Origin of the sequence: Tatumella sp. JGM130 (assembly GCF_018257525.1) — a bacterium.
Taxonomy (GTDB): domain Bacteria; phylum Pseudomonadota; class Gammaproteobacteria; order Enterobacterales; family Enterobacteriaceae; genus Tatumella; species Tatumella punctata.
In genome coordinates this window covers 38,601-64,828 of sequence record NZ_JAERJS010000020.1, presented here as the reverse complement: position 1 = coordinate 64,828, position 26,228 = coordinate 38,601, and the positions used below count along the sequence as shown (strand labels likewise).

Genomic DNA, 26,228 nt, shown 5'->3' with positions numbered 1-26,228 from the left:
CACAGTCACCATCACCCCACAGGCTTATAAAGGAGCATGACCTTGTCTGAACCCCTGCTTTACGCAGATGAACCTGCTGCGTTTACCGTCAGTAATCCCGACGGAAAATCCCCTTTTTTGATTTTGTGCGACCATGCAGGAAAAAGGATCCCACGGCGACTGGGTGATCTGGGGTTAACCGACGCAGATATCAGTCGTCATATTGGCTGGGATATTGGTGCGCTGGCAGTATCGCAGTTGCTCAGTCAATCACTGGATGCAACCCTGGTATCCCAGACCTATTCACGACTGGTGATTGACTGCAATCGTACCCCTGGCGTGGAAAGCTCCATCCCGCAACTGTCGGAAGACACGGTAATCCCCGGCAATCAGGGGATCTCCCCTCAACAGAAAGAGTCCCGCCGCCGGGAGATCTTCACCCCCTACCACGATCAGATCCGCCAGATCCTTGAACAGCGCCGGTTGCGCGGGCAGATGACCTGTATTCTGGCAATGCACAGTTTTACTCCGGTTTATCTTGGTGTCACCCGCCCCTGGCATATTGGTGTGCTCTATAACCGCCTGAAAGCGTATCCGCACGCATTACTGGCGCAGTTAGCAGCCAGAGATCAGTGGGTCGTCGGTGATAATCAGCCCTATGCCGTGTCCGATGCCACTGACTATGCACTGCCACAGCATGCAGAAAAAAATGCACTGCCTGCGGTCGAAATTGAGTTACGTCAGGATTTGATTGCCGACAGCGCCGGACAAGCCCGCTGGGCACAGGATCTGGACAGCCTGTTTCGTGATGCCTGGAAACACTACCAGCAAAAAACATTATAATTATTTATGTTTATACGCAGCACCTCCTGATTCCTCTGCAGGCCGGCAACGATTATCCGGCCTGTGGAATAAGCGCCCCGGCAGGACAAAACAAACAGATTTACCCCGCTACCGGCACAGAATCCGGTAATATAACAGCATATTCTTCAGGATATTTCCCCTGCTATCTCAATGGCATTTCTATAGTTATATCATCCTTTTATTTTATGTAATTCGGAATATATAACTGTTATATAGACTTAATGTCGCTATTTCCCCCTGAAACTTGAAACTGATCACAGTTTTATACTAAGGTAGCTATATATCAATTTGTATTGATAATATTTGGCCTTATTCTTCCGGCTTCTTATAGCTTTCTTTCCCCCTTCTGTATTTTCTGTTCTGTTTATGGCAACGAAAGCTATAAGGCGCTCTCATTGATTATGTTATGAGGACTTATGACAAGCACCAGTCACGCTAGCGAAAAACAGAAAAAACATTTCTGGAACAAAAAACAAAAAGAGCTGACCGTTGATGATATTACTATCGTCGATAACGATATGCTGAAACGGGCGGTGGGCGCGGCCGCTTTAGGGAATGCCATGGAATGGTTCGATTTTGGTGTCTTCAGTTATCTGGCCGTGACCATCGGTAAAGTGTTCTTTGCCGATGCCAGTGCAACGGCACAGTTAATTGCCACGTTCGGGACTTTCGCCGCCGCTTTCCTGGTCCGGCCGCTGGGTGGTCTGTTTTTCGGACCACTGGGTGACCGCTATGGACGACAAAAGATCCTCGCCATTACGATGATAATGATGGCGGTGGGTACTTTCTGTATCGGTCTGATCCCTTCCTATAGCAGTATCGGTATTATGGCACCGATCCTGCTGCTGGCCGCACGTCTGCTGCAGGGGTTCTCTACCGGGGGGGAATACGGCGGTGCCGCAACCTTTATCGCGGAATATTCGACCGATAATCGCCGCGGGTTTATGGGCAGTTTTCTGGAGTTCGGGACCCTCGGTGGCTATTTGCTGGGCGCCGGACTGGTCACCGCCCTCACTTCTGTGATGCCTGCCCGGGCAATGCTCGACTGGGGCTGGAGAATTCCGTTCTTTATTGCCGCCCCGCTGGGACTGTTCGGCTTATATGTACGTCTGAAACTGGAAGAAACCCCGGCATTCCAGCAGCATATGGAAAAACAGGAGGCCCTGGAACACAGTAAACCCCGCCTGAATTTATGGCAGATGCTGACCAAATACCGTGCCCAGATGCTGAAATGTATCGGCCTGGTATTACTGTTTAATGTCTCCAACTATATGCTGACATCCTATATGCCAAGTTACCTGACCGGTATCCTCGGCCTGAGTGAACTGAGCAGCCTGTTACTGGTGATGGTGGTCATGTTTGTCATGATGCCGCTGACACTGTTCTGGGGCCACCGTACGGACAGTGTCGGACGTCGTCCGGTGATTGCCGGAGGAGCGATTGGCCTGATCGTGCTGTCGGTTCCCTGCCTGATGCTGATTGGTTCAGGAAATATGTGGGGAGTCTTTGCCGGACTGATTATTCTGGGTGTGGTACATACCTGCTTCAGCGGGACCATGCCCGCGACCCTGCCGGCACTGTTTACCACCGATATTCGTTACAGCGCACTGGCCATCGGTTTTAATGTTTCCGTATCTCTGTTCGGCGGAACTACCCCGCTACTGACCGCATGGCTGGTAGATAAGACCCATAACCTGATGGTTCCGGCCTATTACCTGATGGCTGCCGGCGTTATTGGCCTGATTACGGTGTTCACGTTACGTGAAACTGCCCGTAAACCACTGCGTGGTTCAACCCCGGCAGTCGCCAGTAAAGCGGAAGCCATGCTGCTGATAAAAAAACTGCAGCGCCGGAATAAGAAAAAATCCGAAACACAGACTCCGGCACAGTAAGCCGTCTGTCTTATTCACGCCGGGCTAAGCCCGGCGTTTTTTTTATCCTCTGCTTATTAAGCCGTCACCGGGTGTAGGTTGCCTGTCGCCGAAAAGCTTAATGAATAAAATAACCACGCTAATTTGTTATAAATAACCATATCCGGATGAAATAGCAAAAATATAATTGCTACGCTTCCGTCCAGACAAAAACCGCCCTCATAAATAATAATAAATAAAATATAAAATAAATAAAAACCATGCCAATTAAATTTAATTCACTATTTATAGTGATAACCGGATGCTATAGTCCGATCATTAGCCATACCAGTGACAGGCTGATTATTTCTCTTATTAAGATAAATAATTATTTCTTTTATGGAAGAAAGATATACAGCCGGATTGCACAGCAATAGATCGTTTATCACCCAAAGAACATCGACTATCAGGGATGTGATATGAAACGTATAATACTTAGCGGGATATTAGTGACGGCGGTAGTTATTCCCGTCATTTCTCTGGCTGCAGAGTCCACCGCCAACGCGGTTGCCACCTGGTCTGCGACGGCCAGAAAAGACACCACCAGTAAACTGGTGGTGACTCCTCTGGGATCACTGACTTTTCAGTATGCAGAAGGCCTGAAAGGCTTTAATACCCAGAAGGGATTATTTGATATCACCATTTACGGTGACAGCACCTCAACAGCGTTCCGGCTGACCTCACGGGTATTAAGCGATACTCTTATCCGTGCAGATAATTCAGGGTCCACATTACAGGTCGGGGTTACTTACCACGGCCAGCCGGTAACAAAAACCAGCGATACCGTGATGACCGATACGGCCAGGGGTATTTCAGGGGGCAACCTGAGTGCTTTATCCGGCAGCTTTAATCTGAATAACCGTACTATGTCCCAGGACCAGTTCACTTTTTCTATTATCGGTGCAACCACCGATGGCAGTACTGCCGTGACCGATTACAGTGCATTGCCGGAAGGGATTTGGAGCGGAGATATCAGTGTGCAATTTAATGCTGTCTGGACCAGCTGATTTATCCTGACCCGGTATATAAGGAGCGGTGATGAAATACCTTATTTTATTCTGCGGATTATTTTCTGTGATGTTTTCACGCAGCTACGCATTAGATGTCGGCGATATTACGTCCTTTATTTACAGTGATCAAAATACCATGGGTAAAGAAATTGCTAACCCTACCGATAATGGCCGTTTAATCACTCTGAGAATAGAAAAACTATCATCACCGCTGGCGGACGGAAAAATCATTACGACCGGAAATAGCCGCCGGGAAGTATTAATGACCCCCGCCAGCCTTTTACTGCCGGCTCACAGTAAAGAAATCGTCCGCTTCTATTACCAGGGACCGGCAGATAATCAGGAACGTTATTACCGGATAGACTGGCGGGACCAGTCCTTGAGCCGTATACCGGCCGAAAATACCGCCCGCGAAGCGGTCGCCACCTCTTCGGCACAAATAGGTACCCTGCTGGTGGTCGCACCACGTCAGGTCCGCTACGCCTGGCAGTACCGTAACAGCACTCTGTTCAATACCGGCAACGCAACACTGCGGGTCGTTGCCTATGGTCCCTGTCGCAGTGCCACCGACGGCAAGGAATGCCGGGAAAATTACTATCTGCTGCCGGGCAAAAACCGTGCATTCAGTCGTGTCAATGTGGCCATCAGACAAGGCCATATTGGTCTGTGGCAGGCCGCTACTTTTGTGGCTGTCAAATAAACTGCCGGTAAAACAGAGATGCCCCGACTGCTGGCAGCACTGCGGTTTCCGGTATGGTTACGGTTACTGTACCCGGCCGGGCTGATACTGGTGCTACTGCCCGCACTCTGTATGGCAGATCAGGCCCTTCCACAGGTCGCAGGTATTCTTATTCCGCGAGCCTTTGCGCGGGCATTACAGGAAGGTATGAATATTCCGTTATCTCTTCATCTGCAGGGAGCCTCCGGCCGCGGGGATGACCAGAAGATAGGATTTGCTGCTGTCCGTTTACAGGGACAGCAGATAATTGTACGTTTTGTACAGCTTGAAGAACCGCAAGGCAATGCCGGCGCCAGCCAGTCCGTGCGCCAGCAACTGACCACCCTGAAAGATACCCCCTTTAACCCGCAGTTACAGCTCAGGCTCTCAGCAGATGCCAGCCTGAATCTCGATCTGCAGCAGTTGATTCTGCAACTGGTGGTCAGCCGTACCGCGCTGGGCACATTACTGCGCCAGAGAAGCGAGGATATCGGAGCTTCCGGCGTCAACCGACTCAGCAGCAGCCTGAAGTACAACCTGGGGATGTACCATAATCAGGTCAGACGCGGACAAAACAGCGGTTCCGGATATCTGTCATTTAATAATGCCACCGCCCTCGGTGAACATCATATGCTGCTCGAGGGGTCAGTGTATGGCATGGCAAACGGCAGCCGTAATACTTCCCTGTATAAAGCCCTGTATGAACGGGATTTCTCCGGCTACCGTTTTGCCGCGGGAATGCTCGACAGCTGGAACCTGCAGTCTATCGGCCCGGTGACCGCCCTGTCTGCCGGTAAAATCTATGGCCTGTCATGGGGTAACCAGGCCCGCTCCACCGTCTTTGATAATACCCAGTCGGTAACCCCGGTAATCGTTTTTCTGCCTGCGGCCGGGGAGGTCTATATTTCCCGCCAGGGCCGGTTGATTAGCGTACAAAACTTTTCCATGGGCAATCATGAGATTGATACCCGCCAGTTCCCCTACGGGTTGTACGATGTTGAAATTATCGTGCAGGTCAACGGAAAGCAGGTCAGCAAACATACCGAACGGGTAAATAAGTTATTCAGCCGTGATACTGTTCCGGGCCAGCCACTGGCCTGGCAACTGTGGGGCGGAGCGCTGCGGGCTGATCGCCGGCCGGTGAATACCCGGCGATCCTCCGCCGAAAAACAGCGCTGGCTGATCGGATCATCAGGATCAGGATCGCTGAATCTTTTAAGCTGGGCGGCCACCGGTTACAGCTACGATAATAACCTGATCGGCGAAAGCCGCGTTTCGCTGCCGGTCACCGGCAGCCTGGCAATTAATCATCAGCTGATGCTGGCCAATGATCAGTCCCGAAGTTCCCTGAGCAGCATGAGTGCCTCCCTGCCGGGAGGCTTCAGCTCAGTATGGCTAAACCATGAAATTACCCGTATTGGCTCTCGCCTGCAGCGGAGCGATGCCCATAACAGCGCCATTGGCAGTAGCCTGAATATGAGTATGTTACCCCTTCCTGCCGGTACGCTCAGTGCCAGTTACAACAGTGACCGGCTGAATAACAGCCGTTATTACACCGCAGATTATTACCAGACCATTTTCAGCGGCACTCAGGGAACCCTGGGTGTCCGGCTGGGTCTGCAGCGTTACAATAACGGTGACAGCCCCGGTGCCAGTAATAAATATATTGCCATCGATTTTTCACTGCAGTTTGGCCAGCTGTTCAGCCTCGGCCTGACACACCAGCGGGGATATACCCTGGCAAATCTGGAAGCCCGCCAGCAATTTGACAGCGGTTTTTTCCGTTCCGTTGGCGCCAATATGGCCACCGTGATTTCCGGTGATCCGCGTGGCGATAACCGGCTGAGCGGCGGGGCTTATACCCGTTTTGACAGCCGCTATTCCGGCGGTACTCTGGCGGTTAACAGTAGTGCAGAAGGTAATATTAATTCCAGCCTGACAGCCTATGGCAGCCTTGGCTGGCAGGGACGCCATCTGGCAGCCAGCAGTAATAACGAGGATACTGCCGGTATCATTGTCCATACCGAACTGCAGGACAATTCACAACTCAGTGCCAGCATTAACGGCAGAGCCTATGACCTGCAGGACGGGGCAAATTATTTACCCCTGCCCGCCTATGGTCGTTACGATATCGAAATCCGTAATAATAGTCAGTCGGCCGATAGCTACAAAATTACCCGCAACCGCAAACAGAGCCTGACGTTATATCCTGGCAATGTCGCCGTTATTGAGCCACAAACAGAATTACGGATCACCGTGTTTGGCCGCCTGTACCGACAGGATGGGCAACCACTGGCCAACAGCCTGTTACGCAGCGGAACACAGCGCAGCTTTACCGATTCCCGCGGCGAATTTTCTATGGATATCGATAAAAAAAATCCCCTGATTCGCCTTGATACCGCCAGCCCTCCCTGCCAGTTCGTCCCTGACCTGCAGGGTGCCCGTGGTGCCGTATGGATTGGTGATATTACCTGCCGCAGTAAGGAGTCTGCCAATGAATCACCCTGATGATTATCTGAGACGGGTTGTGATAAACCGGATGCTGGCAACAGTTCTGCTGCTGTACAGCATAAACAGTTATCCGGTATTACAAAAAAATACCTGGCCGGATCAGCCGCCGATGAAGTTCGTGTTTGTCGAGAACAGTATCAACAATACCTATTTTGTGACCCCCGGCGGGGCGATTGATCCCCGGCTGACCGGCAGTAATCACTGGACCAGTAATAAATATACGGGGTCAGGGGTCATTAAACAGCAAAGCCTCGGTTATATGGATAATGGCCGTAATACCCTGCTGCGCGGCGGCCGCTATTTTGATATGTGGCTGGAAAATATCCCTTTTTCTCACCCGCTGACCGGCTTACGCTGCATTAACTGGTATAAAGGCTGTGACATCACCTCAGGGATGATCCCGCCACAGGCCACTGATGCTGCCGGATTTTATGGTGTCGTGGTTCCGCCCGGCGGCAGTAAGTGGATGCACGGTCTGCTGTCAGACAGTGTGTATCAGTATTTACAGCAAATGCCTATCGGCGGTCAGTTAACCCTGCAGGTAAATACCTGCGAAACGACCATCCCTTACAATGCTGCGGCAGGAGAACGCTGCACTGGCCAGGCCTCCGGTAGCTGGTATCAGACCAGAGTTACTCAGATAAAGGCCGCCCATATCCGTTTTATTCACTCAAGTGCGTTATCTGAAGTTTTCATCACCAGCGAGGGCGTCCCGGTACCGGGCACCGGCCAGAGTGACTGTAAATTACAGTCAGTCGGCGGCGATGACGGTCTCAGTTGTAAGATGGCAACCTATCGCCTGCAGACCTCCGGGCTGTCAAATTCGTCAATCCATATTTTCCCTGCAGTTACTCAGCCGGCACTGGCCGCGGCCCTGAAAGCAAATGATCTGCGTTTCAGCCTTAATGGCCGTAGCTGGCAGGCCATCAGAGGGACGGCAAATTACTATACCTTTGATCAAATGAAGAGCGCTGATGCGATATATATCTTCTTCAGTAATCGTTTTTTTAAAAAACTGGTCAGCCTGGGACTGAGTGACAACGATTCACGTAAATTAATCAGTTTCTATCTGCTGAATACACGGACCCCGGAGTCCGGCTGGTATGAGTTTCCGGCGTTAACGACTTTGCAGATCAAGCCGGCTGATCTCAGTGTCAGTATTACCGCCGATGATTATTCAGCCAGGCCGGAAAAAACAGGACAGGCAGGGGCGGGCCAGCCAGCGCTGGAGTTTGGTTATATTATCACTGCCAGCGGCAAAACAGCCGCCGATAAAGTCACTGTCAAGGTGACCGGCCCGCAGGTGACCCTGGCAGGTAACAGCTATTGCCTGTTCAGTTCTGCCGACGGCACCCTGCAAGTGCCTTTCCCTGGCTGGCTGAGTATGACTTCGCGTAATGGCTCACCACTGCGTTTAGCCGCAGGCTGTGATGGTAAGTGGTATGACATTACCGATGCTCTGTGGCAGCAACGACCGTGGAATGACGGCTACGGTAATCAGGGCATGATCAATGTGACCCGGCTGATTTTTTCTCTGCAGATGGACGATCCCCGTTCGCTGCGCACCCTTAACCAGCAACACTGGTATGGCGATGTCAGTGCCTCCGGAGAAATTCATGTTAAAGCGACATGGAAAAACTTACCTTAAACGGCTGCTGATCCTGATAACAGGCTTCATCCTGTTACTGCCGGTCCGCGTCGCCGGCATAGAATCAGGAAATCTGACCCTGGCTCTCCCGGCTGAACGTAATTTTATTGCCCGACAGGTGCGGAATAATAACCGCAGTGCCCGTATCTATCAGGTAACGCTGTATCCTGTCCGCCGGCCGGCCGAGCATGAGCAGCGTCTGCCTGCGACTGACGGGCAATTGCTGTTTTCACCAAAAACCATGATCCTGCAGCCAGCAGAGAGTGACAATTTTAAGTTCTATTATCGCGGCCCTGCAGATACGAAAGAACGTTACTATCGTATTTCCATTGAAGAGATAGCAACCCGTGACCTGTCGGTTCCCTACCGCGGTGGCGGCCAGATCAGTATGCAACCGGCAGTGGTTCTTGACACATTGCTTATTGTCCGTCCGCGAAAAATACATTTCAGCTATCAGTGGCAGCCGGATAATGGCAGGCTCATCAATAATGGAAATACTTATTTTAAGCTTATTATCAGACCCCGCTGTCAGAGCAAAGAGCAACAGGAACTTGCCTGGTATCTGCTGCCCGGAGAACAACTGCAAAACAAGCAGCTGGCCGGGGCTGCCAGCAGTTATCTTATCTATGATCAGCGCTTTATTACCTTAAACCAGCGCTGTCACTGAAACAACCGGCAAAAGGCTGCAACTAATAATAGCCGGGCTTGCAGGTTTTTATTTATAAAATCGCCCGATAACAGTCACCCGAAATCATGTAATATAGATGGCTGTTGTCAGAAAAATTACGGGAAAAAAATGAACGGCACTGTCTTTAGCTTTATTTTCAGTACAATTTTCTTTGCAGTTTGCTGGGGTCTGATTATGTGGTTCCGCCAATGGAAAAAGGCCGGTGTCAGAGTACCGCGGGCAATCAGTCTGTCTCTTTTTTCGGGGGTGCTGTACGCAGTACTACAGTCGCTGGTACAAAATATGTTGTGAAGTATGGCCGGCTGAGTGGTCGCGGGGCAGAGGCCTCCGGCCCTGGCCGATAACAGTACCAGAGGGAAACAGCGGCCGTAATGTGGCAGGACGGTATAATGGCAGCAAAAAAGTGATTAATGATGCGAAAACTATTTATTTTTATCTCTGCTAACACGGTCCGCAGGAAGAATATTATTCGTTAACGCTTCCCGTATGGAGATTATTTTCTTGTCAGGAAGGACTGAGATTTGTAAGTTATCTGACAGAGTATCGTTATAGCCGCCTGGTGTTATTCCGTCTTTATCGGTTTTATTCTTAAAATAACGTTATGACTGACCAATAATCCGCAGATATTTATCTCTCTGCACACAAATTTATATAAATTTCAATATTTTTATATTATGGCTATTAGTACAGATTACCGCTAATATTATTCCGGTAATTAAAGGAGCCACCGATGAATAGCTTTACACAGGATCTTGTCGACTGGATTGAGAAGCATCTGGAAGGCAAACTGACCATTGACGATGTTGCGGCAAAAGCCGGTTACAGTAAGTGGCATCTGCAACGTATGTTCAGAGAAGATACCGGATTTCAGCTGGCTTCTTATATCCGTTACCGGAAACTGCATAAAGCGGCGTTGATCCTGAAAATGACCGCCATGCCGGCGGTAGAAATCAGTGATTTACTGGGGTTCAGTTCACAGCAAACCTTTACCCGGGCTTTTACCCGCCATTTCGGTATTGCTCCGGGCAAATACCGCGCCACCCATGACTGGCATTTCCGCGGGATGGTTGGGAAAGCAACCCACGACCTGCTGCCAGTACCTGAGCCGGAAATAGTGACACAGGGGCCTGAATTTATCCACGGAACCGGCCTGAGCTATTACTGTGATCATAATGAACTTGAAGATATTGATTACCACTGCCGACAGCGGTTGCAAATTATTCAGCAGGTGCTGAGTATGCAAAAAGGGTTGCTGCACAGTTGTGTGGCCGAAGATTTCGAACCCGACCCGCGCAGCGGGAAAATCCGGTTCACCCTGACCTTTAAGCAGAGCCTGCAGGACCATGAGCTCAGGCAGGACCGGGCTGGCAGCTTTCTGCGTTTCCGTTTTTCCGGCACACAGCAGCAGTTTGTCGATATGCAGGCCAGTATCTATCAGAATGTGATGCCCTTCCGCCCGGAAGCACGCCGTGCCGGGCAGGATGTCTTTATCAGCCAGCAAAGCTGCCCGCCAGATCAGCCGTTACCGGACACCTTTTCCGGCTGCTATTACATCCCGGTTTCTGCTGTCATTCCTCCGGCAGGGGAAAATTACCGGTAATTCAGGGTAGCGCTGTCGCTGTCTGCCGGGCTAAGATGCCGGCCCTGAGTTGTTTCTGACCACAGAAAAAACAGATCATCCGGAGAATGCGGTGAAAAAGCTATCGACCATGATTTTCGGCTGCCTGACCCTCGGTGCAGCATTTTCGGCCGCGGCCCAATGGCCGCCGGAAACCGGCGCCAAAGTGCCGGGCAATGCCCTTGAGTATCCGACCCGTTTATCCGCAGTAAATGATTCACTGGAACATATGCTGAACCAGGGGGCTGCGGTCATTACTACCTCACCGGGTACTGACGGCCCGATGGTAACGATAAAGAAAGGTAAACATTATATTATCTGTGTACTGAAAGGGGCGGGGACAGGTGCTGATCAGAACGTGGCGACATCAAAATGCTATCAAATGAACTGATACTGTGCTGAGATTCACGAAGATTGGCAGGGACCGGCGCAATGCCCGGCCTGCCAGGTCACCATATTCAGCAATTATTTAAAATCAACTTCCATTAATTCAGCAATCGTTGACCCGCGGGTGGATAAATAGCACCGGTCCAGATAGTCAGTGAATTTTTTCGGCGGAGACATACCAAGATCAATAATTTTTGAATTATCAAATACCACATTCAGCTCAGAAAAATGCCCGTACAGATTCATCGCCCGCAATACAATTCGTTCATTGCAGGGACCAAATAGCGAAGCGAATGTTTTTCGGCTGGCTGAAAGTTCCTTATAGGTGGCTTTACGGTAACGCTCAGCGACAGCCTCTTCGCCTGATGCCCTTGCCATCGCCTGATCGATTTCGGCAAAACTGACACTGTTCGAAGACCCGGCCGAAATATGGAAAATAGAGTCATTCAGGTTGTCTGCCAGCAGTAACATCACCAGCGCTTCGGCACAGTAATCGACAGAAATAACATCAATACGATCGCTGAGGTTACACGGGAAACGTCCCAGCATCAGAGCCATACGGAATACCCAGAAAATACTGGAAGAAGGTGTACACCCATATTCAGAGTGGCCAACCACGATTGATGGCCGGGCAATGATCAGCGGTAAATCAGGCAGTGTCTCAGCCATCATTTTTTCAATGGTGGCTTTGCTCCACGTATATTCGACAATATGCTGGTCACGTTCAGTATCGAGTTTGTTTTCCGTTACCACCATATTGGGTTCAGGGGCACAGGACATGGCCGTACCAACGTGTAAGAATCGTTTCAGCCCTGCGACCTCACTCATGCGTTTGGCAAACTGTAACGTCCCTTCGACATTGACCTTCCAGATATAAGGGTTTTTACCAAATGATGCCACCGCGGCACAGTTCATCACATGGGTCACCGTGTCCAGCCGCGGATCATCGGCAAACTCCTGCGGAGAGGCTAAGTCACCCGGTAAAATATTGGCCGTGGTCAGGGTATTCAGTACTGACTCTCCCAGAGAAAACCTGGCTAAGTTTTCTTTAATTCTGACCAGTCCCTGTTCCGCGGATGCTGCTCTGACCAGTAACAGTAGCTGGCTTTTCTCTTTCTGTTTTAAAAGGTCAGCGACAACAGCGCCCCCCAGGAAGCCGGTCGCACCGGTAACTAAAATATGATTCATAATATTTAATTATTTATACACTCTGTAACATTTTAAGATCACCTGACAGACAGCACCCTCAGGCAGGAATAGTGGCAACGATATCGTCGGAAAATTGAAAAGCCGGGGTATTCTGGTGCCCCTTATATTAAATATTCTTTAAATAACAAAGAATAATAATTTCAGATTGCTTCTGGTAAAGGAATGACCGATAACACTCTCCTGCGCGGATTTTCAGATAACACAATGACGTTTAATGGTGCTTTTTCCGCAGCCCCTTTCCGTTCAATAATACTTTTCCTCAGCATTATTATTCAGTCAGTGATAATCGCTATTTTAACTTTTCATTTAACTAAGAACCCGAAAAAAAATCAATGCATTTATTATTTGTTTATATTTCTGTAAAAACAGAGATTCATAAGTTCATTAAAAAGTATAGCCTGAATCACTCGCGGTTTAACAAATGTTTATATTTTTCAGTCGAAACTGATATTTTAATTTAAAATAAATAAGTCTGTTATTGATTAATTTATTATTAAAGCCGCATTAAAACACTTTCAGATTATGAAATTAAATATAACACTATGTTTTAAATGGTTAATTTTTAAATTTTTTTATAAAAAATCACAACTAAACAGCAAAAATAGTAAATTATTTAACAGGTAATAAGGCAATAACAGACACTTGACACTCAGACAGTCTCAGAAAGGCTGACAGATGATGTTATGACTGAAAAACCGCTTACATCCGTCAGCCGATAAACAACGCAGGTTTCTGACAGTCACTGTTCAGAAAAATGATAAGGGTTTCTTATTGTTTATAATCCAGCGAATAAAAGCAGATGCAGAGATTTACAGGCTGTGCGATTCCGTATAATACCTTTAACAACCGGCTTTAGCTGCTGGTCATCCGCAGCACGGTGACTCAGCGCCTTGCGTATCTGTCGAAACAATCCGGCAGATATTTTCTGTCTGTGTCGGGTCAGCAGCCCCGGGGGGATAAGAGACGCTGATTATAAAAAACAGTTTAATATCAATATATTATATATTATCTTCCCGGTAATAACAGAGTCTGCAGCGTATCCGTTTCAGAACCAGTGTTTTCCTGTACTGACCGGCAGTGAAACCGGAATAATCACCGGTAATATCGTCAGCCAGTCAGAAATTTATCAGGACAGGTAGTCACCTCTGCAACGCTGAAACTTCCGCGCTGCGGATTTGGGGTTTATCTGCCTTGTGGTGTCCGGCAGCCAGTCCGCAGAGTACAGCCGGCTTCCCTGCGGGGATAATCTACGGCCACAGGCAGAGGACAGAGAAAATTACAACGCGTCTGCACAGGCAGCAGCCGAACTCCAGGCCCATTGAAAATTATAGCCGCCCAGCCAGCCGGTAACATCCACAACTTCACCGATAAAATACAACCCCGGCACATCACGGGCTTCCATGGTACGTGAAGAAAGCTGGTCAGTATCAACCCCACCCAGTGTGACTTCAGCGGTACGGTAACCTTCAGTGCCGTTTGGTTGTATTGTCCAGCAGGTCAGCTGTTGTACCAGCAGCTGTTGCTGCTTCTGATTCAGTTGCTTCAGGGTAATATCCGGTACTGTCTGCAGCTGTTGCAGTATCTCCGTCAGACGTTTTGGTAAAATTTTTGCCAGGCAGTTTTTCAGGCTGAGATTGGGGTGCGCTGTCCGCTGCGTGTCCAGAAATTCCGGCAGACTGATATCCGGCAATAAATTGATGGTCAGGGATTCACCGGGTTGCCAGTAACTGGAAATCTGCAACATAGAGGGGCCGGACAGTCCGCGATGAGTAAACAGCATCGCCTCTTTAAATAATTGTCCCTGTGCTGCACTCACCGTGACCGGCAGAGCAACCCCGGACAACGTCCGGAGTTGCTCCAGTAAAGGTTTATGCAACGTAAAAGGGACCAGTGCAGCACGAGTCGGAAATACCCGCAGCCCAAACTGCGCGGCCACTTTATAACCATACGGGGTCGCGCCCAGCCCGGGCATAGACAGTCCGCCAGAAGCGATAACAAGTTTGCGAGCACTTACTTCAAATCCGTTCACCTGCAGCAGGTAGTCACCCGTTTCCGTACGTGCAGTACTCAGAATGTCGCTGCGCAGCCGCAGAGTGACATTACCTGCCTGACATTCCGTCAGCAGTAAGTCGACAATCTGCTGTGCTGAGTCATCACAAAACAGCTGGCCGAGGGTTTTTTCATGCCAGGCAATACCATGACGCCCCACCAGTTCAATAAAATCCCACTGTGTGTAGCGAGCAAGTGCTGACTTACAAAAGTGCGGATTATGTGAAAGGTAGGCGGCAGGTTCAGTGTACAGATTGGTAAAGTTACAGCGCCCGCCGCCGGACATCAGGATTTTACGGCCCGCTTTTTTGCCGTTATCCAGCACCAGCACTTTCAGGCCGCGCTGTCCGGCCTGAGCCGCGCAAAACAGCCCGGCAGCCCCTGCGCCCACAACGATTACGTCAAACTTTTCCATACTTCCCCCGCCGAAAAACGGCTGATTGTAGAGATATGCGTGACCCGACTCCAGAATGAAAATTTCTCAGCCGGCGGGATACAACATAACTTGATAATTTTTAAGTGATTTTAAAACAAAATATTCCGCCACCGGCCACTGCCATGTAAAAAAAAGGAGATTTCTCTTTCCTGAATGGACCTCTGTCGCTGATAATGCGCGGGGTTCATGTCCTCAAAAAATGGCGTAACGTTTATGCTTCATCTTTTTGCTGGTATCGATTTAAGTACTGGCCTACTACTGATAGTTGCTCTGCTGTTTGTTTTGTTTTACGAAGCAATCAACGGATTCCATGATACCGCTAATGCAGTGGCGACGGTAATTTATACCCGTGCCATGCGTGCGCAGCTGGCTGTTGCAATGGCGGGGATCTTTAACTTTCTGGGAGTTCTGTTGGGAGGACTGAGCGTAGCCTATGCTATCGTTCATATGCTGCCGACGGATCTGCTGCTGAATGTCGGTTCAGCCCATGGCTTAGCTATGGTCTTTTCCATGTTGCTGGCAGCAATTATCTGGAACCTCGGCACCTGGTATTTTGGTCTGCCGGCCTCCAGTTCCCATACATTGATCGGCGCAATTATCGGCATTGCGCTGACAAATGCACTGGTCACCGACAGTTCACTGATTGATGCACTGAATATCCCGAAAGTCATTAATATCTTTATGTCGCTGATACTGTCACCGATCGTCGGGATGGTACTGGCAGGGGTATTGATTTTTCTGCTGCGGAAATACTGGAGCGGGACGCGTAAGCGCTCACGGATCCATATGACGCCAGCCGAACGTGAAAAGATTGATGGCAAGAAAAAGCCGCCTTTCTGGACACGGATTGCATTAATTGTCTCAGCAGTGGGTGTCAGTTACTCACACGGTGCGAATGACGGACAGAAAGGCATTGGTCTGATTATGCTGGTCCTGATTGGCGTGGCACCGGCCGGATTTGTCGTCAACATGAATGCATCCGGATACGATATTACCCGTACCCGTGACGCGGTTGATCATCTGCAACAGTATTACCAGCAGAACAGTCAGTCACTGCAGTCGATTATTGCGCCGTCGGTAACGCCGGTTGTGATCAGCACGCCGGTGGAAGAGTTCCATTGCAGTAATGAACGGGCACTGGAAGCTGTTGCCCATGCCCGTGCAATGCTGACAAACCTCAGCAGTTATGACCAGCTGACGGTCGAAAACCGTGCCCAGATGCGACGTTTGCTGCTGTGTATTTCGGATACCGCGGATAAAGTGGCCAAACTGCCGCAAACCAGCAGTCAGGATCGCCGTTTCCTTGATGATTTACGCCATGACCTGCTCGGAACCATCGAGTATGCACCGGTCTGGATTATCGTTGCGGTTGCGCTGGCCTTGTCACTGGGCACCATGGTTGGCTGGCGTCGCGTCGCTACCACTATTGGTGAAAAAATCGGCAAGAAAGGCATGACATACGCACAGGGGATGGCGGCGCAGGTGACGGCGGCTACCTCTATCGGTATTGCCAGTTATACGGGTATGCCTGTATCGACCACCCATATACTGTCATCATCCGTTGCCGGGACGATGCTGGTCGATGGTGGCGGCCTGCAAAGCAAAACCATCAAGAATATTGTGATGGCATGGGTCCTGACTCTGCCGGTCTCTATTCTGTTATCGGCGGGCCTTTACTGGATTGCGCTGCATATTATTTAATCAGCCACGTAAAGTTATCGCGACTAAAAGCTGCCTCTGCCGGGGCAGCTTTTTTTTCCCCTGGCCGCCGCTAATGCCAGATAATCAGCCCTGCCAGGCTGATCACTATAAGGGCACACAGGCTACTGGTCAGAATAAACTGCCGGCGCAGCCGTTCACAACGCCGGATAAATTCCTCATCATGGTGATCCAGGTAACGTTTTTCATAGATATAGCGTACCAGTCGCATCTGCTTCGAGGGCTGGCCATGTGCGGTAAAAAAACCGCCACCGTCCACAAACTGATACAGTAACGGATCACAGCCACGCATCACCACCAGCAAGGTACGTAATGAAGAAACATACCTCAGCATATTAATGACACAGACAATACAGAGCCCGATAAAAAGTGCCGTTGTGTTTATCATCATTCCCCTCTGCCTGTCCCCTTGTCACACCGCTATATCATACAGCTGGCCACAGCCGTGATGACTATTGATTAGTACAGATAATATTTTTCCGTCCGGTAAGTGAATATTCATTATAACCCGGGAGGAAAAAAGCACGCTGCTTTGACCCGTTTCATCGCTGGCGTACTGCCAGACAGGCGATAATCATTCTATACTCACTTCTGCCGCCCTATGGTAGGATAAATTCACAGCACACAGTAGAAAATCGCCATAGTGGTCAGCAACCTGTCGTTGATATGCCTTTGCTGATCCCTACCTTTTTCGTATTAAGGAGTCTGTCATGTCTTATAAACATATTCTGGTCGCCGTTGATCTTTCCCCGGAAAGTCAGCTGCTGGTTGAAAAAGCGGTCTCACTCGCCAGCCCTTACAATGCTAAAGTGTCATTAATTCATGTCGACGTTAATTACTCTGATCTTTATACCGGTCTGATTGACGTTAATCTGGGAGATATGCAGAAACGTATTTCCGAAGAGACTCAGTCAGCACTGACTCACCTGTCAACCAGCGCCGGTTATCCCATCAGTCAGACCCTGAGTGGCAGCGGCGATTTGGCACAGGTACTGATTGATGCGATCCATAAATATCATGCTGACCTGGTGATCTGTGGTCACCATCAGGATTTCTGGAGCAAACTGATGTCCTCGGCCCGCCAGTTAATCAATACCGTACATATCGATATGCTGATTGTGCCGATGAAAGACGAAGAATAACCGGTAACAGTCACAGGCCCTGATAAGGGTGTTCTCTGTCAGACGACAGTGACCGGAGAGTAAGTAATTACTCACTCTCCGGTCAGCAAATTGCCGGCTGGCCGGAAACCGTTACTCTGCCGGGGCCAGTGACGGATAGATATCAAACCGATGACTTTTGGTAACTACCGCCGAAGAGGTTGCAACCCCGTCGAGAGGTTCAGCATAGTCAGGGCGCTTCACTACAATACGTTTTTTGGCCAGTAACCGGGCCGGAGACAGTAACCCGTCAGCGTCTTCATCTGCCCCGACCAGAGACTGAAACACCCGCATTTCTTTCTTTACCATGGCACTTTTCTGCCGGTGCGGATACATCGGGTCCAGATAGACCACATCCGGACGCGGGGTGATGTCGGCCAGGGCCTGATGACTGGTGGCATGGATCAGGGTCAGCCGCTGCCGCAGCCAGGGACCGATTTCCGCATCACGGTAACCGCGTTGTAAACCATCGTCCAGCAACGCCGCCACAACCGGATGACGTTCCAGCATTCTGACACGGCAGCCGGCAGACGCCAGTACAAAAGCATCACGTCCCAGTCCTGCAGTCGCGTCCACCACCTCCGGCAGATAGTTGCCTTTAATCCCGACGGCTTTGGCTACCGCCTCACCACGTCCGCCGCCAAATTTACGCCGGTGGGCCATGGCGCCGGATACAAAGTCGACATAAATGCCGCCCAGCTTTGGCTCATCACGTTTACGTAATTCCAGGTGTGACGCCGTCATCACCAGCGCCATCGGCGCCTGCTGATCATGGGTCAGTTGCCAGCGTTCAGCTAAAACAGATAAGGCGCCGTCTCCGGCGCCCGTTTCATCAATCAGACAAATATTCACCCGCGGGTTATCCCTTAATCCCGTAGTGTTCCAGCATCGCATCCAGCTGTGGTTCACGGCCACGGAAACGACTGAACAGCACCATCGGTTCTTCGGAACCGCCACGGCTCAGAATGTTGTCGAGGAAAGACTGTCCGGTCTCACGGTTAAAAATACCTTCCTCTTCAAACCGCGAGTAGGCATCAGCAGCCAGCACATCCGCCCACAGATAGCTGTAGTAACCCGCGGCGTAGCCCCCGGCAAAGATATGGCTGAAGGCATGCGGGAAACGCCCCCATGAGGGTGACGGTACTACCGCAACCTGTTTTTTCACTTCCTGCAAGGTTTCCAGCAGACGGGCCCCTTTGGCCGGGTCATATTCCGCATGTAACCGGAAATCAAACAGCCCGAACTCCAGCTGACGCAGGATAAACATGGCTGCATTATAGTTTTTCGCCGCCAGCATTTTCTCCAGCAGCGCTTCCGGCAGCGGTTCACCGGTTTCATAATGGCCGGAAATAAATGCCAGCGCTTCCGGTTCCCAGCACCAGTTTTCCATAAACTGGCTTGGCAGCTCTACGGCATCCCAGGGAACCCCGTTAATACCGGAAACCCCGGCGGTGTCGATTTCGGTCAGCATATGATGCAGGCCGTGACCAAATTCATGGAATAAAGTGATCACTTCATCATGGGTAAACAGTGCCGGTTTACCCTTCAGCGGACGGTTAAAGTTGCAGGTCAGGTAAGCGACCGGTTTCTGTAAGGAGCCATCGGCTTTACGCATCCGGCCAGCACAGTCATCCATCCACGCCCCGCCCCGTTTATGCTCCCGGGCATACAGATCCAGATAGAAGCTGCCCCGCAGTTCACCGCGTTCATCGTACAGTTCAAAGAAGCGGACATCCGGATGCCAGACATCCACATCCTTACGTTCTCTGGCGGTAATACCGTAAATACGTTTTACCACTTCAAACAGACCACTGACGGCCCGGTCTTCAGGGAAATAAGGGCGCAGTTGTTCGTCGCTGATGGTGTACAGGTACTGTTTCTGTTTCTCAGCATAGAAGGTGATATCCCAGGCTTCCGGGTTATCCACGTTATAGTGCTGTCGGGCAAATTCACGTAACCGGGCCAGCTCTTTTTCACCCTGCGGACGGGCACGTGTCGCCAGGTCTGACAGGAAATCCAGCACATGACGGGGAGAGGTTGCCATTTTCGTTGCCAGTGATTTTTCGGCAAAAGAGCCAAAGCCGAGTAACTGAGCCAGCTCATGGCGCAGGGCCAGTTCTTCTTCGATCAGCGGGCCATTATCCCATTGACCGGCATTCGGTCCCTGGTCAGAAGCGCGGGTGCTGTAGGCACGATACATTTCTTCGCGCAGGGCCCGGTTTTCGCAGTAGGTCATTACCGGCAGATAACTCGGAATGTCCAGAGTCAGTAACCAGCCCTGCTGCTCTCTGGCTTCGGCCTGCGCTTTTGCCGCCGCCAGTGCACTTTCCGGCATCCCGGCCAGTTCGGCTTCATCGGTGATCAGCTTACTCCAGCCCATGGTCGCATCCAGCACATTGTTACTGTAAGCCGCACCAATTTCTGACAAGCGGGAAGCGATTTCGCCATAGCGTTGCTGCTTCTCTTCCGGCAGACCGATACCGGATAATTCGAAATCACGCAGTGCATTATCGACAGTTTTTTTCTGCGCAGTACTCAGGGTTTCATAACTGTCGCCTTCCTTCAGGCTGACATACGCCTGATACAGCCCTTTATGCTGCCCTGCCCAGGTGCCATATTCCGATAATAAGGGCAGAACCTGCTCATAGGCCTGACGGAGTTCAGGGCTGTTTTTCACTGAGTTCAGGTGACTGACCGGCGAGAACAGGCGGCTCAGCCGATCATCGCTCTCTGCCAGCGGCTGACATAATGTTTCCCAGCGATAAGGGCCGCCCTGTGCCACGACTTTTTCGACCGTGGCACGGCATTGCTGTAAAGCTTCAGTAACGGCCGGCACCACATGTTCAGGCTTAATCAACGAAAACGGGGGCAGTGTGAACGGAGTCAGTAACGGGTTAGTCATAACACAATCCTGTTGATGTTAGGGGGCGCTCAGCATGCGCGATAGGATCAGGATGGGGGCGGACCGACAGAAAATCAATGTCCTGCCGCCAGGCAGATCACGGAATTTTATCTGCAGACGCCCTGAGCGCCCGGCCGGCCAGCGGTGACCGCCGGATAAATAACCGCCCTGACTACTGTGCGTCAGCCAATACTGCTATACTCGCCGCCCGGCCGCATAACGCTGCCGGACAGGCTGAAATTTGTCTCTACCGTGAGGGTGTGACGATAGCCGGGTTTACATCTCACAGAACAAAAAATCCCACTAAGGTTAATAACATGCTGAGCTATCGTCATAGTTTCCATGCAGGTAATCATGCGGATGTCTTAAAACATACCGTACAGAGCCTGATCATTCAGTCACTGCAGGAAAAAGAGAAACCTTTCCTCTACCTGGACACCCATGCCGGTGCCGGACGTTATCTGCTGAACAGCGAACATGCTGAACGCACGGGCGAATATCTGGAAGGGATTGCCCGTATCTGGCAGCATCCGGAAGCCCCGCAGCAACTGGCCCCTTATCTGGCCGCGGTCAGTGCACTGAATCCGTCAGGTCGCCTGAAATATTATCCCGGCTCGCCACTGATTGCCCGTCATATGCTGCGCGGGCAGGATACGCTGCAACTGACCGAGCTGCACCCGTCAGACTTTCCGCTGTTGCGTAATGAGTTTCTTAAAGATGAACGTGCGCGGGTGTCCCGTGCCGACGGCTATCAACAGCTGAAATCAAAACTGCCCCCTCCTTCCCGTCGCGGGCTGGTGCTGATTGACCCGCCTTACGAGCTCAAAACCGATTATCAGGCCGTGGTGGCCGGTATTCAGGAAGGCTATAAGCGTTTTGCGACCGGGGTTTACGCTTTATGGTATCCGGTGGTATTACGTCAGCAAATCAAACGGATGCTGAACGACTTACAGGCGACCGGCATTAAACGGATTTTACAAATTGAACTGGCCGTGCGTCCGGACAGTGACCAGCGCGGCATGACCGCATCAGGCATGATTGTGATTAACCCGCCCTGGAAACTGGCATCCGATATGGAAGCGGTTTTACCCTGGCTGCACAAGCAGCTGGTGCCCTCAGGCACCGGACACACCCTGGTTAACTGGGTCGTTCCTGAATAACCCTCGTTTTAAATCTCAAAAACCGCAAAATCATATGCCAGTTCGGTCGCCGGAAAGACCGACTGGCATTCTGCCAGTAAACGTGGCATATCCCCGGTGCCGTAACGTGAGCTGAAATGGGTTGCGATCAGCCGTTTAGCGCCGGCATCCCTTGCGGTACAGGCTGCCTGAACCGTCGTCGAGTGGCCACGGCTATTGGCTTTTTCTGCCATCGCCGCCTCCAGTGTGGTTTCATGGACCATCACATCCACGTTTTCTGCCAGTAACCGGCCAGCGGCTGACGGGGCAGTGTCACCAAAAATAGCCACTGATTTGCCTTTAATCGCCGGCCCCAGATAGTCACGCCCCGCCACATGCCGTCCGTCCGGCAGAATAATAGTCGCGCCCTGCTTCAGTTGCTGAAACCAGGGACCGGAAGGGATGCCTTCGGCTTTCAGCCGCGCGGCATCCAGGTAACCGGGTTTATCATATTGTTCAATACGATAGCCAAAGCAAGGCACCACATGGCTGAGGGGAAAGGCGGTCACCCGGTACCCGCCGTCATCGAAAATAACACCTTCATCAATTTCGATAATCTCCAGCGGGAAACTGACCCATGAGCCACTGAGTGACAGGGCATTATCGATAAATGCCCTGATACCGGCCGGACCATAGACAGTCAGCGGCTGGCTGATACTGCTCATGGAGCGGCTGGTCAGCAGGCCGGGCAAACCAAAAATATGGTCGCCGTGCAAATGTGTAATAAAAATCTTTTCCAGCTTGCCGGGTTTTAACGCACTGCGCATATATTGGTGCTGCGTGGCTTCACCACAGTCAAATAACCAGTCGCCTGCCGCTGGCAGCGTCAGCGCAATCGCGGTGACATTACGCTGCAGGCTGGGTGTGCCGGCACAGGTGCCAAGAAAGGTGAGGTACATGCTATGCTTCCGGATATTCAGTCAGAACCAGCCCGCATCCTATCACAACTATAGGTGCAAACTTTGCGGCATTTACCAGAGTCGCGTTACACTGGTAGCAATGAATACAGCACAGCAGAAACAGCCGCAGGCGCCCCGCAGTGGTCTGCATAACCGAATCACCCTCTGCGTAACCCGAAAACGGACGGACATTTTCAATGACTAAACATTATGACTATCTTGCCATTGGCGGCGGCAGCGGCGGTATCGCCTCAATTAACCGCGCGGCAATGTACGGTAAGAAATGTGCCCTGATTGAAGCGAAAGCACTGGGCGGTACCTGTGTTAACGTCGGTTGTGTACCGAAAAAAGTCATGTGGCACGCTGCACAGATTTCTGAAGCCATTCGTTTATACGGCCCTGATTATGGGTTTGATACCACCATTAATCATTTTGACTGGGCAACACTGGTAAAAAGCCGTACCGCCTATATCGACCGCATCCATACCTCTTACGATAACGTGCTGGGAAAAAACAACGTCGATGTGATTAAAGGCTTTGCCCGTTTTGTTGATGCGCATACGGTCGAGGTGAACGGCGAACAGATTACGGCTGACCATATTCTGATTGCCACCGGCGGACGCCCGGCGCATCCGGATATTCCCGGCGCTGAGTGGGGTATTGATTCCGACGGCTTCTTTGAGCTGGATGCATTACCGAAGCGTGTTGCTGTGGTCGGTGCCGGTTATATCGCGGTGGAAATTGCGGGGGTGGTCAACGGACTGGGGGCCGAAACGCATCTGTTTGTCCGTAAGCAGTCACCTTTGCGCCAGTTTGATCCGCTGCTGTCTGACACCCTGGTAGAAGTGATGAACGCCGAGGGGCCGTCACTGCATACTCAGGCAGTGCCGAAACAAGTCGACAAAAACAGCGATGGCAGCCTGACCCTGACCCTGGAAAACGGCGAACAATATACGGTTGACTGTCTGATATGGGCGATTGGCCGTCAGCCTGCCACCGATAACCTGAACCTGCAGGCCAGCGGCGTGGCACTGAATGAGAAAGGCTGCATTGTGGTGGATAAATTCCAGAACACCAGTGTCAGTGGGATCTATGCTGTCGGTGATAATACAGGGGCCGTGGAACTGACACCGGTCGCGGTTGCTGCCGGTCGCCGGTTATCCGAACGTTTGTTTAATAACAAACCGGAAGAACACCTGGATTACAGTAATATCCCGACAGTGGTTTTCAGCCATCCGCCTATCGGGACGGTCGGATTATCCGAACCGGAGGCACGCCAGCAGTACGGCGATGACGCGGTGAAAGTCTATACATCATCATTTACTGCCATGTATACCGCCGTCACCCGCCATCGCCAGCCTTGCCGGATGAAACTGGTGTGTGTCGGTGCCGATGAAAAAATTGTCGGTATCCACGGTATTGGTTTTGGTGTCGATGAAATGCTGCAGGGCTTTGCCGTGGCACTGAAAATGGGTGCCACCAAAAAAGATTTCGACAACACTGTCGCTATCCACCCGACCGGTGCAGAAGAGTTTGTTACCATGCGCTAAAGTGGCCTGGCCGGACGATGGCTGTCCGGCCGCTACTCAATACTGAAAGCCTGTTACCGGCTTTCAGTATTGACGCCACCTGCCGTTAGCCGGTTATATCACCCGGATATCCGCACGCCACAAAGCAATAAAACATCCTGTTTACCTGCCTGCCTGATAACAACCTTCGTCTGACGCTTTTTCGGGACGCCGGACCGGAACAATATCCCGAAATCCTTTTTACCGCGCTGGCCGGCGAACCGCCACACGTCGTTACAGGTCGAATTGTGCAGCGTCGCTGCGGGTAAGTTCACTAGTCAATCTGGTGCAGTGCCTGACCCACTGCGTCAAACAGACGATCCAGCTCCGCTGGCCGGGTATTAAACATCGGCCCGAATTGCAGGGTATCCCCGCCAAAACGTACATAGAATCCGGCTTTCCATAGGGCTATTCCCGCGTCAAATGGCCGGATTACCGTATCGCCGTCACGGGGTGCCAGCTGGATTGCACCGACCAGCCCGCAGTTACGGATATCAGTCACATTCGGACAGCCGCGCAACGCATGGAGTTTGGTTTCAAATACCGGAGCCAGCTCAGCCGACTGCCCCACCAGCTGCTCTCTTTCCAGTAATTGCAGGGTGGCAAGTCCGGCCGCACAGGCGACCGGATGCCCTGAATAAGTATAACCATGAGCAAACTCTGCCGCGTGTTCCGGTAATGCCTGCGACATATAGGTCTGATAGATTTCATGGCTGGCAACCACACCGCCCAGCGGAATTGCGCCATTAGTGATCTGTTTGGCAAAATTCAGGATATCCGGCGTCACACCAAAGAACTCAGCACCGGTCCAGCGTCCCATACGTCCAAAGCCAGTGATTACCTCATCAAAAATCAGCAGGATATTATGCTGGTCACAGATATCACGCAGCCGCTGCAGATAACCCTGTGGCGGAATAATCGCCCCGGCAGAGCCGGACAGCGGCTCAACAATCACTGCCGCAATATTCGACGCATCATGCAGTTCAATCAGCTTCAGCATTTCGTCAGCCAGTGCGACACCTCCGGTCGCCGCCATCCCCGGGGTAAACGCATGACCCGCCTGTAAGGTATGAGGTAAATGATCAGCATCCATCAGCTGACCGAACATCTTACGATTACCGCCGATCCCCCCGAGACTGCTACCGCCGACATTCACCCCATGGTAGCCCCTGGCCCGGCCGATAAATTTAGTTTTTGACGGCTGACCTTTAGCACGCCAGTATCCGCGGGCCATTTTGATCGCCGTATCGGCCGACTCCGATCCCGACCCGGTAAAAAAGACATGGTCCAGTGTACCGGGCATATGCTCTGCTATTTTCTCTGCCAGCCGGAATGATAAGGGATGGCCATATTGAAATGCCGGTGCATAGTCGAGAGAAGCGAGTTGTTTTGCCACTGCCTGCTGGATTTCACTGCGGCAATGGCCCGCACCACAGGTCCATAATCCGGACAGGCTGTCAAATAACTGACGCCCTTTATCGTCAGTCAGCCAGCGTCCGTTCGCTGAGACAATAAAACGCGGATCACGCTGAAAATGACGGTTAGCACTGAAGGGCATCCAGTGGGACTGCAAATTAAGACCGGAAGTTGCTATCGATTCAGACATAGTGGTTCCTCATAACAGGGATGAAGAACAGTGTGCAGCCAACCCGGCGTCAGGTTAAATGCATATTAGCGAACCTTTAGTTATCAAAATACTCATCTATATTAAAAACTTATCTCTTTGCCCCTGCAGGGAGATTATCATCAGATAATCCCCCTGTTGCCCGGCACAG

21 protein-coding genes are annotated in these 26,228 nt (G+C 51.1%); 14 read left to right on the top strand and 7 right to left on the bottom strand.

Translation table 11 applies throughout. From position 1 onward, the window contains the following. Positions 1-36 precede the first annotated feature (36 nt). From JK211_RS10865 to JK211_RS10825, 10 genes are all read left to right on the top strand, one after another. Positions 37-822, top strand: a complete 786-nt coding sequence (locus JK211_RS10865; protein WP_212708696.1) for an N-formylglutamate amidohydrolase — start codon at positions 37-39, stop codon at positions 820-822. 437 nt (positions 823-1,259) lie between these two features. Further along, positions 1,260-2,735 (top strand): glycine betaine/L-proline transporter ProP, encoded by a 1,476-nt coding sequence (gene proP, locus JK211_RS10860; protein ID WP_212708695.1) that lies wholly within the window; start codon positions 1,260-1,262, stop codon positions 2,733-2,735. A 437-nt stretch (positions 2,736-3,172) separates the two neighbouring features. Next, entirely contained in the window at positions 3,173-3,760 is a 588-nt protein-coding gene (locus JK211_RS10855; RefSeq protein ID WP_212708694.1) for a common pilus major fimbrillin subunit EcpA, read from the top strand. A 31-nt stretch (positions 3,761-3,791) separates the two neighbouring features. Next, the gene (locus tag JK211_RS10850) at positions 3,792-4,463 is read left to right on the top strand and encodes a hypothetical protein (protein ID WP_249213308.1); all 672 of its coding nucleotides are present in this window, start codon (positions 3,792-3,794) and stop codon (positions 4,461-4,463) included. A gap of 30 nt (positions 4,464-4,493) precedes the next feature. Continuing rightward, on the top strand, positions 4,494-6,989 hold the full coding sequence (locus JK211_RS10845; RefSeq protein WP_371734622.1) for a TcfC E-set like domain-containing protein: 2,496 nt from the start codon (positions 4,494-4,496) through the stop codon (positions 6,987-6,989). Further along, positions 6,976-8,640: a hypothetical protein gene (locus JK211_RS10840; protein ID WP_212708691.1), complete on the top strand. Its 1,665-nt coding sequence runs from the start codon at positions 6,976-6,978 to the stop codon at positions 8,638-8,640. The genes JK211_RS10845 and JK211_RS10840 overlap by 14 nt, the downstream gene beginning before the upstream one ends. Further along, positions 8,609-9,307: a fimbria/pilus periplasmic chaperone gene (locus JK211_RS10835; protein ID WP_212708690.1), complete on the top strand. Its 699-nt coding sequence runs from the start codon at positions 8,609-8,611 to the stop codon at positions 9,305-9,307. Before JK211_RS10840 ends, JK211_RS10835 begins: the two co-directional genes overlap by 32 nt. A 129-nt stretch (positions 9,308-9,436) precedes the next feature. Further along, on the top strand, positions 9,437-9,619 hold the full coding sequence (locus JK211_RS17095) for a DUF6404 family protein (RefSeq protein WP_371734621.1): 183 nt from the start codon (positions 9,437-9,439) through the stop codon (positions 9,617-9,619). 439 nt (positions 9,620-10,058) lie between these two features. Further along, complete coding sequence (locus JK211_RS10830) at positions 10,059-10,928, top strand: helix-turn-helix domain-containing protein (RefSeq protein ID WP_212708689.1); 870 nt, start codon at positions 10,059-10,061, stop codon at positions 10,926-10,928. 91 nt (positions 10,929-11,019) lie between these two features. Then, entirely contained in the window at positions 11,020-11,337 is a 318-nt protein-coding gene (locus JK211_RS10825) for a hypothetical protein (protein WP_212708688.1), read from the top strand. Positions 11,338-11,411: 74 nt separating this feature from the next. Here JK211_RS10825 and JK211_RS10820 read toward each other — a convergent pair whose 3' ends face one another. Beyond that, complete coding sequence (locus JK211_RS10820) at positions 11,412-12,521, bottom strand: SDR family oxidoreductase (protein ID WP_212708687.1); 1,110 nt, start codon at positions 12,519-12,521, stop codon at positions 11,412-11,414. 1,297 nt (positions 12,522-13,818) lie between these two features. Further along, complete coding sequence (locus JK211_RS10815) at positions 13,819-15,006, bottom strand: NAD(P)/FAD-dependent oxidoreductase (RefSeq protein WP_212708686.1); 1,188 nt, start codon at positions 15,004-15,006, stop codon at positions 13,819-13,821. A 234-nt stretch (positions 15,007-15,240) separates the two neighbouring features. On the opposite strand from JK211_RS10815, the gene pitA reads away from it, so the two are divergent. Next, positions 15,241-16,728, top strand: a complete 1,488-nt coding sequence (gene pitA / locus JK211_RS10810; RefSeq protein ID WP_212708685.1) for an inorganic phosphate transporter PitA — start codon at positions 15,241-15,243, stop codon at positions 16,726-16,728. A 70-nt stretch (positions 16,729-16,798) separates the two neighbouring features. On the opposite strand, the gene uspB is transcribed toward pitA, so the two are convergent. Further along, positions 16,799-17,134 (bottom strand): universal stress protein UspB, encoded by a 336-nt coding sequence (gene uspB / locus JK211_RS10805; protein ID WP_212708704.1) that lies wholly within the window; start codon positions 17,132-17,134, stop codon positions 16,799-16,801. Positions 17,135-17,456: 322 nt separating this feature from the next. Here uspB and uspA point away from each other — a divergent pair, with 322 nt between their 5' ends. Next, positions 17,457-17,888, top strand: a complete 432-nt coding sequence (gene uspA / locus JK211_RS10800; protein ID WP_212708684.1) for a universal stress protein UspA — start codon at positions 17,457-17,459, stop codon at positions 17,886-17,888. A gap of 111 nt (positions 17,889-17,999) precedes the next feature. Here the strand turns inward: uspA and rsmJ are convergent, their stop codons facing one another. Both rsmJ and prlC read right to left on the bottom strand, forming a co-directional pair. Beyond that, a complete protein-coding gene (rsmJ, locus tag JK211_RS10795) occupies positions 18,000-18,758 on the bottom strand; it encodes a 16S rRNA (guanine(1516)-N(2))-methyltransferase RsmJ (RefSeq protein ID WP_343876748.1) in 759 nt (252 codons plus the stop codon). 7 nt (positions 18,759-18,765) lie between these two features. Then, complete coding sequence (gene prlC / locus JK211_RS10790) at positions 18,766-20,808, bottom strand: oligopeptidase A (RefSeq protein WP_212708682.1); 2,043 nt, start codon at positions 20,806-20,808, stop codon at positions 18,766-18,768. A 317-nt stretch (positions 20,809-21,125) separates the two neighbouring features. On the opposite strand from prlC, the gene JK211_RS10785 reads away from it, so the two are divergent. Next, positions 21,126-21,968: a 23S rRNA (adenine(2030)-N(6))-methyltransferase RlmJ gene (locus JK211_RS10785; RefSeq protein ID WP_212708681.1), complete on the top strand. Its 843-nt coding sequence runs from the start codon at positions 21,126-21,128 to the stop codon at positions 21,966-21,968. An 8-nt stretch (positions 21,969-21,976) separates the two neighbouring features. On the opposite strand, the gene rnz is transcribed toward JK211_RS10785, so the two are convergent. Next, entirely contained in the window at positions 21,977-22,885 is a 909-nt protein-coding gene (gene rnz, locus JK211_RS10780; RefSeq protein WP_212708680.1) for a ribonuclease Z, read from the bottom strand. A gap of 197 nt (positions 22,886-23,082) precedes the next feature. On the opposite strand from rnz, the gene gorA reads away from it, so the two are divergent. After that, on the top strand, positions 23,083-24,435 hold the full coding sequence (gene gorA, locus JK211_RS10775) for a glutathione-disulfide reductase (protein ID WP_212708679.1): 1,353 nt from the start codon (positions 23,083-23,085) through the stop codon (positions 24,433-24,435). 292 nt (positions 24,436-24,727) lie between these two features. Here gorA and JK211_RS10770 read toward each other — a convergent pair whose 3' ends face one another. Next, on the bottom strand, positions 24,728-26,059 hold the full coding sequence (locus JK211_RS10770; protein WP_212708678.1) for an aspartate aminotransferase family protein: 1,332 nt from the start codon (positions 26,057-26,059) through the stop codon (positions 24,728-24,730). Positions 26,060-26,228: the final 169 nt, after the last annotated feature.

Bases quoted from the DNA above. Each gene is read 5' to 3' on its own strand.
- JK211_RS10830 (WP_212708689.1), top strand. From the start codon at position 10,059: ATGAATAGCTTTACACAGGATCTTGTCGACTGGATTGAGAAGCATCTG.
- JK211_RS10850 (WP_249213308.1), top strand. From the start codon at position 3,792: ATGAAATACCTTATTTTATTCTGCGGATTATTTTCTGTGATGTTTTCA.
- JK211_RS10770 (WP_212708678.1), bottom strand. From the start codon at position 26,059: ATGTCTGAATCGATAGCAACTTCCGGTCTTAATTTGCAGTCCCACTGG.
- JK211_RS10840 (WP_212708691.1), top strand. From the start codon at position 6,976: ATGAATCACCCTGATGATTATCTGAGACGGGTTGTGATAAACCGGATG.
- rnz (WP_212708680.1), bottom strand. From the start codon at position 22,885: ATGTACCTCACCTTTCTTGGCACCTGTGCCGGCACACCCAGCCTGCAG.
- proP (WP_212708695.1), top strand. From the start codon at position 1,260: ATGACAAGCACCAGTCACGCTAGCGAAAAACAGAAAAAACATTTCTGG.
- JK211_RS10820 (WP_212708687.1), bottom strand. From the start codon at position 12,521: ATGAATCATATTTTAGTTACCGGTGCGACCGGCTTCCTGGGGGGCGCT.
- uspA (WP_212708684.1), top strand. From the start codon at position 17,457: ATGTCTTATAAACATATTCTGGTCGCCGTTGATCTTTCCCCGGAAAGT.
- JK211_RS10835 (WP_212708690.1), top strand. From the start codon at position 8,609: ATGTTAAAGCGACATGGAAAAACTTACCTTAAACGGCTGCTGATCCTG.
- JK211_RS10865 (WP_212708696.1), top strand. From the start codon at position 37: ATGACCTTGTCTGAACCCCTGCTTTACGCAGATGAACCTGCTGCGTTT.
- pitA (WP_212708685.1), top strand. From the start codon at position 15,241: ATGCTTCATCTTTTTGCTGGTATCGATTTAAGTACTGGCCTACTACTG.
- uspB (WP_212708704.1), bottom strand. From the start codon at position 17,134: ATGATAAACACAACGGCACTTTTTATCGGGCTCTGTATTGTCTGTGTC.
- prlC (WP_212708682.1), bottom strand. From the start codon at position 20,808: ATGACTAACCCGTTACTGACTCCGTTCACACTGCCCCCGTTTTCGTTG.
- JK211_RS10815 (WP_212708686.1), bottom strand. From the start codon at position 15,006: ATGGAAAAGTTTGACGTAATCGTTGTGGGCGCAGGGGCTGCCGGGCTG.
- gorA (WP_212708679.1), top strand. From the start codon at position 23,083: ATGACTAAACATTATGACTATCTTGCCATTGGCGGCGGCAGCGGCGGT.
- JK211_RS10855 (WP_212708694.1), top strand. From the start codon at position 3,173: ATGAAACGTATAATACTTAGCGGGATATTAGTGACGGCGGTAGTTATT.
- JK211_RS17095 (WP_371734621.1), top strand. From the start codon at position 9,437: ATGAACGGCACTGTCTTTAGCTTTATTTTCAGTACAATTTTCTTTGCA.
- JK211_RS10785 (WP_212708681.1), top strand. From the start codon at position 21,126: ATGCTGAGCTATCGTCATAGTTTCCATGCAGGTAATCATGCGGATGTC.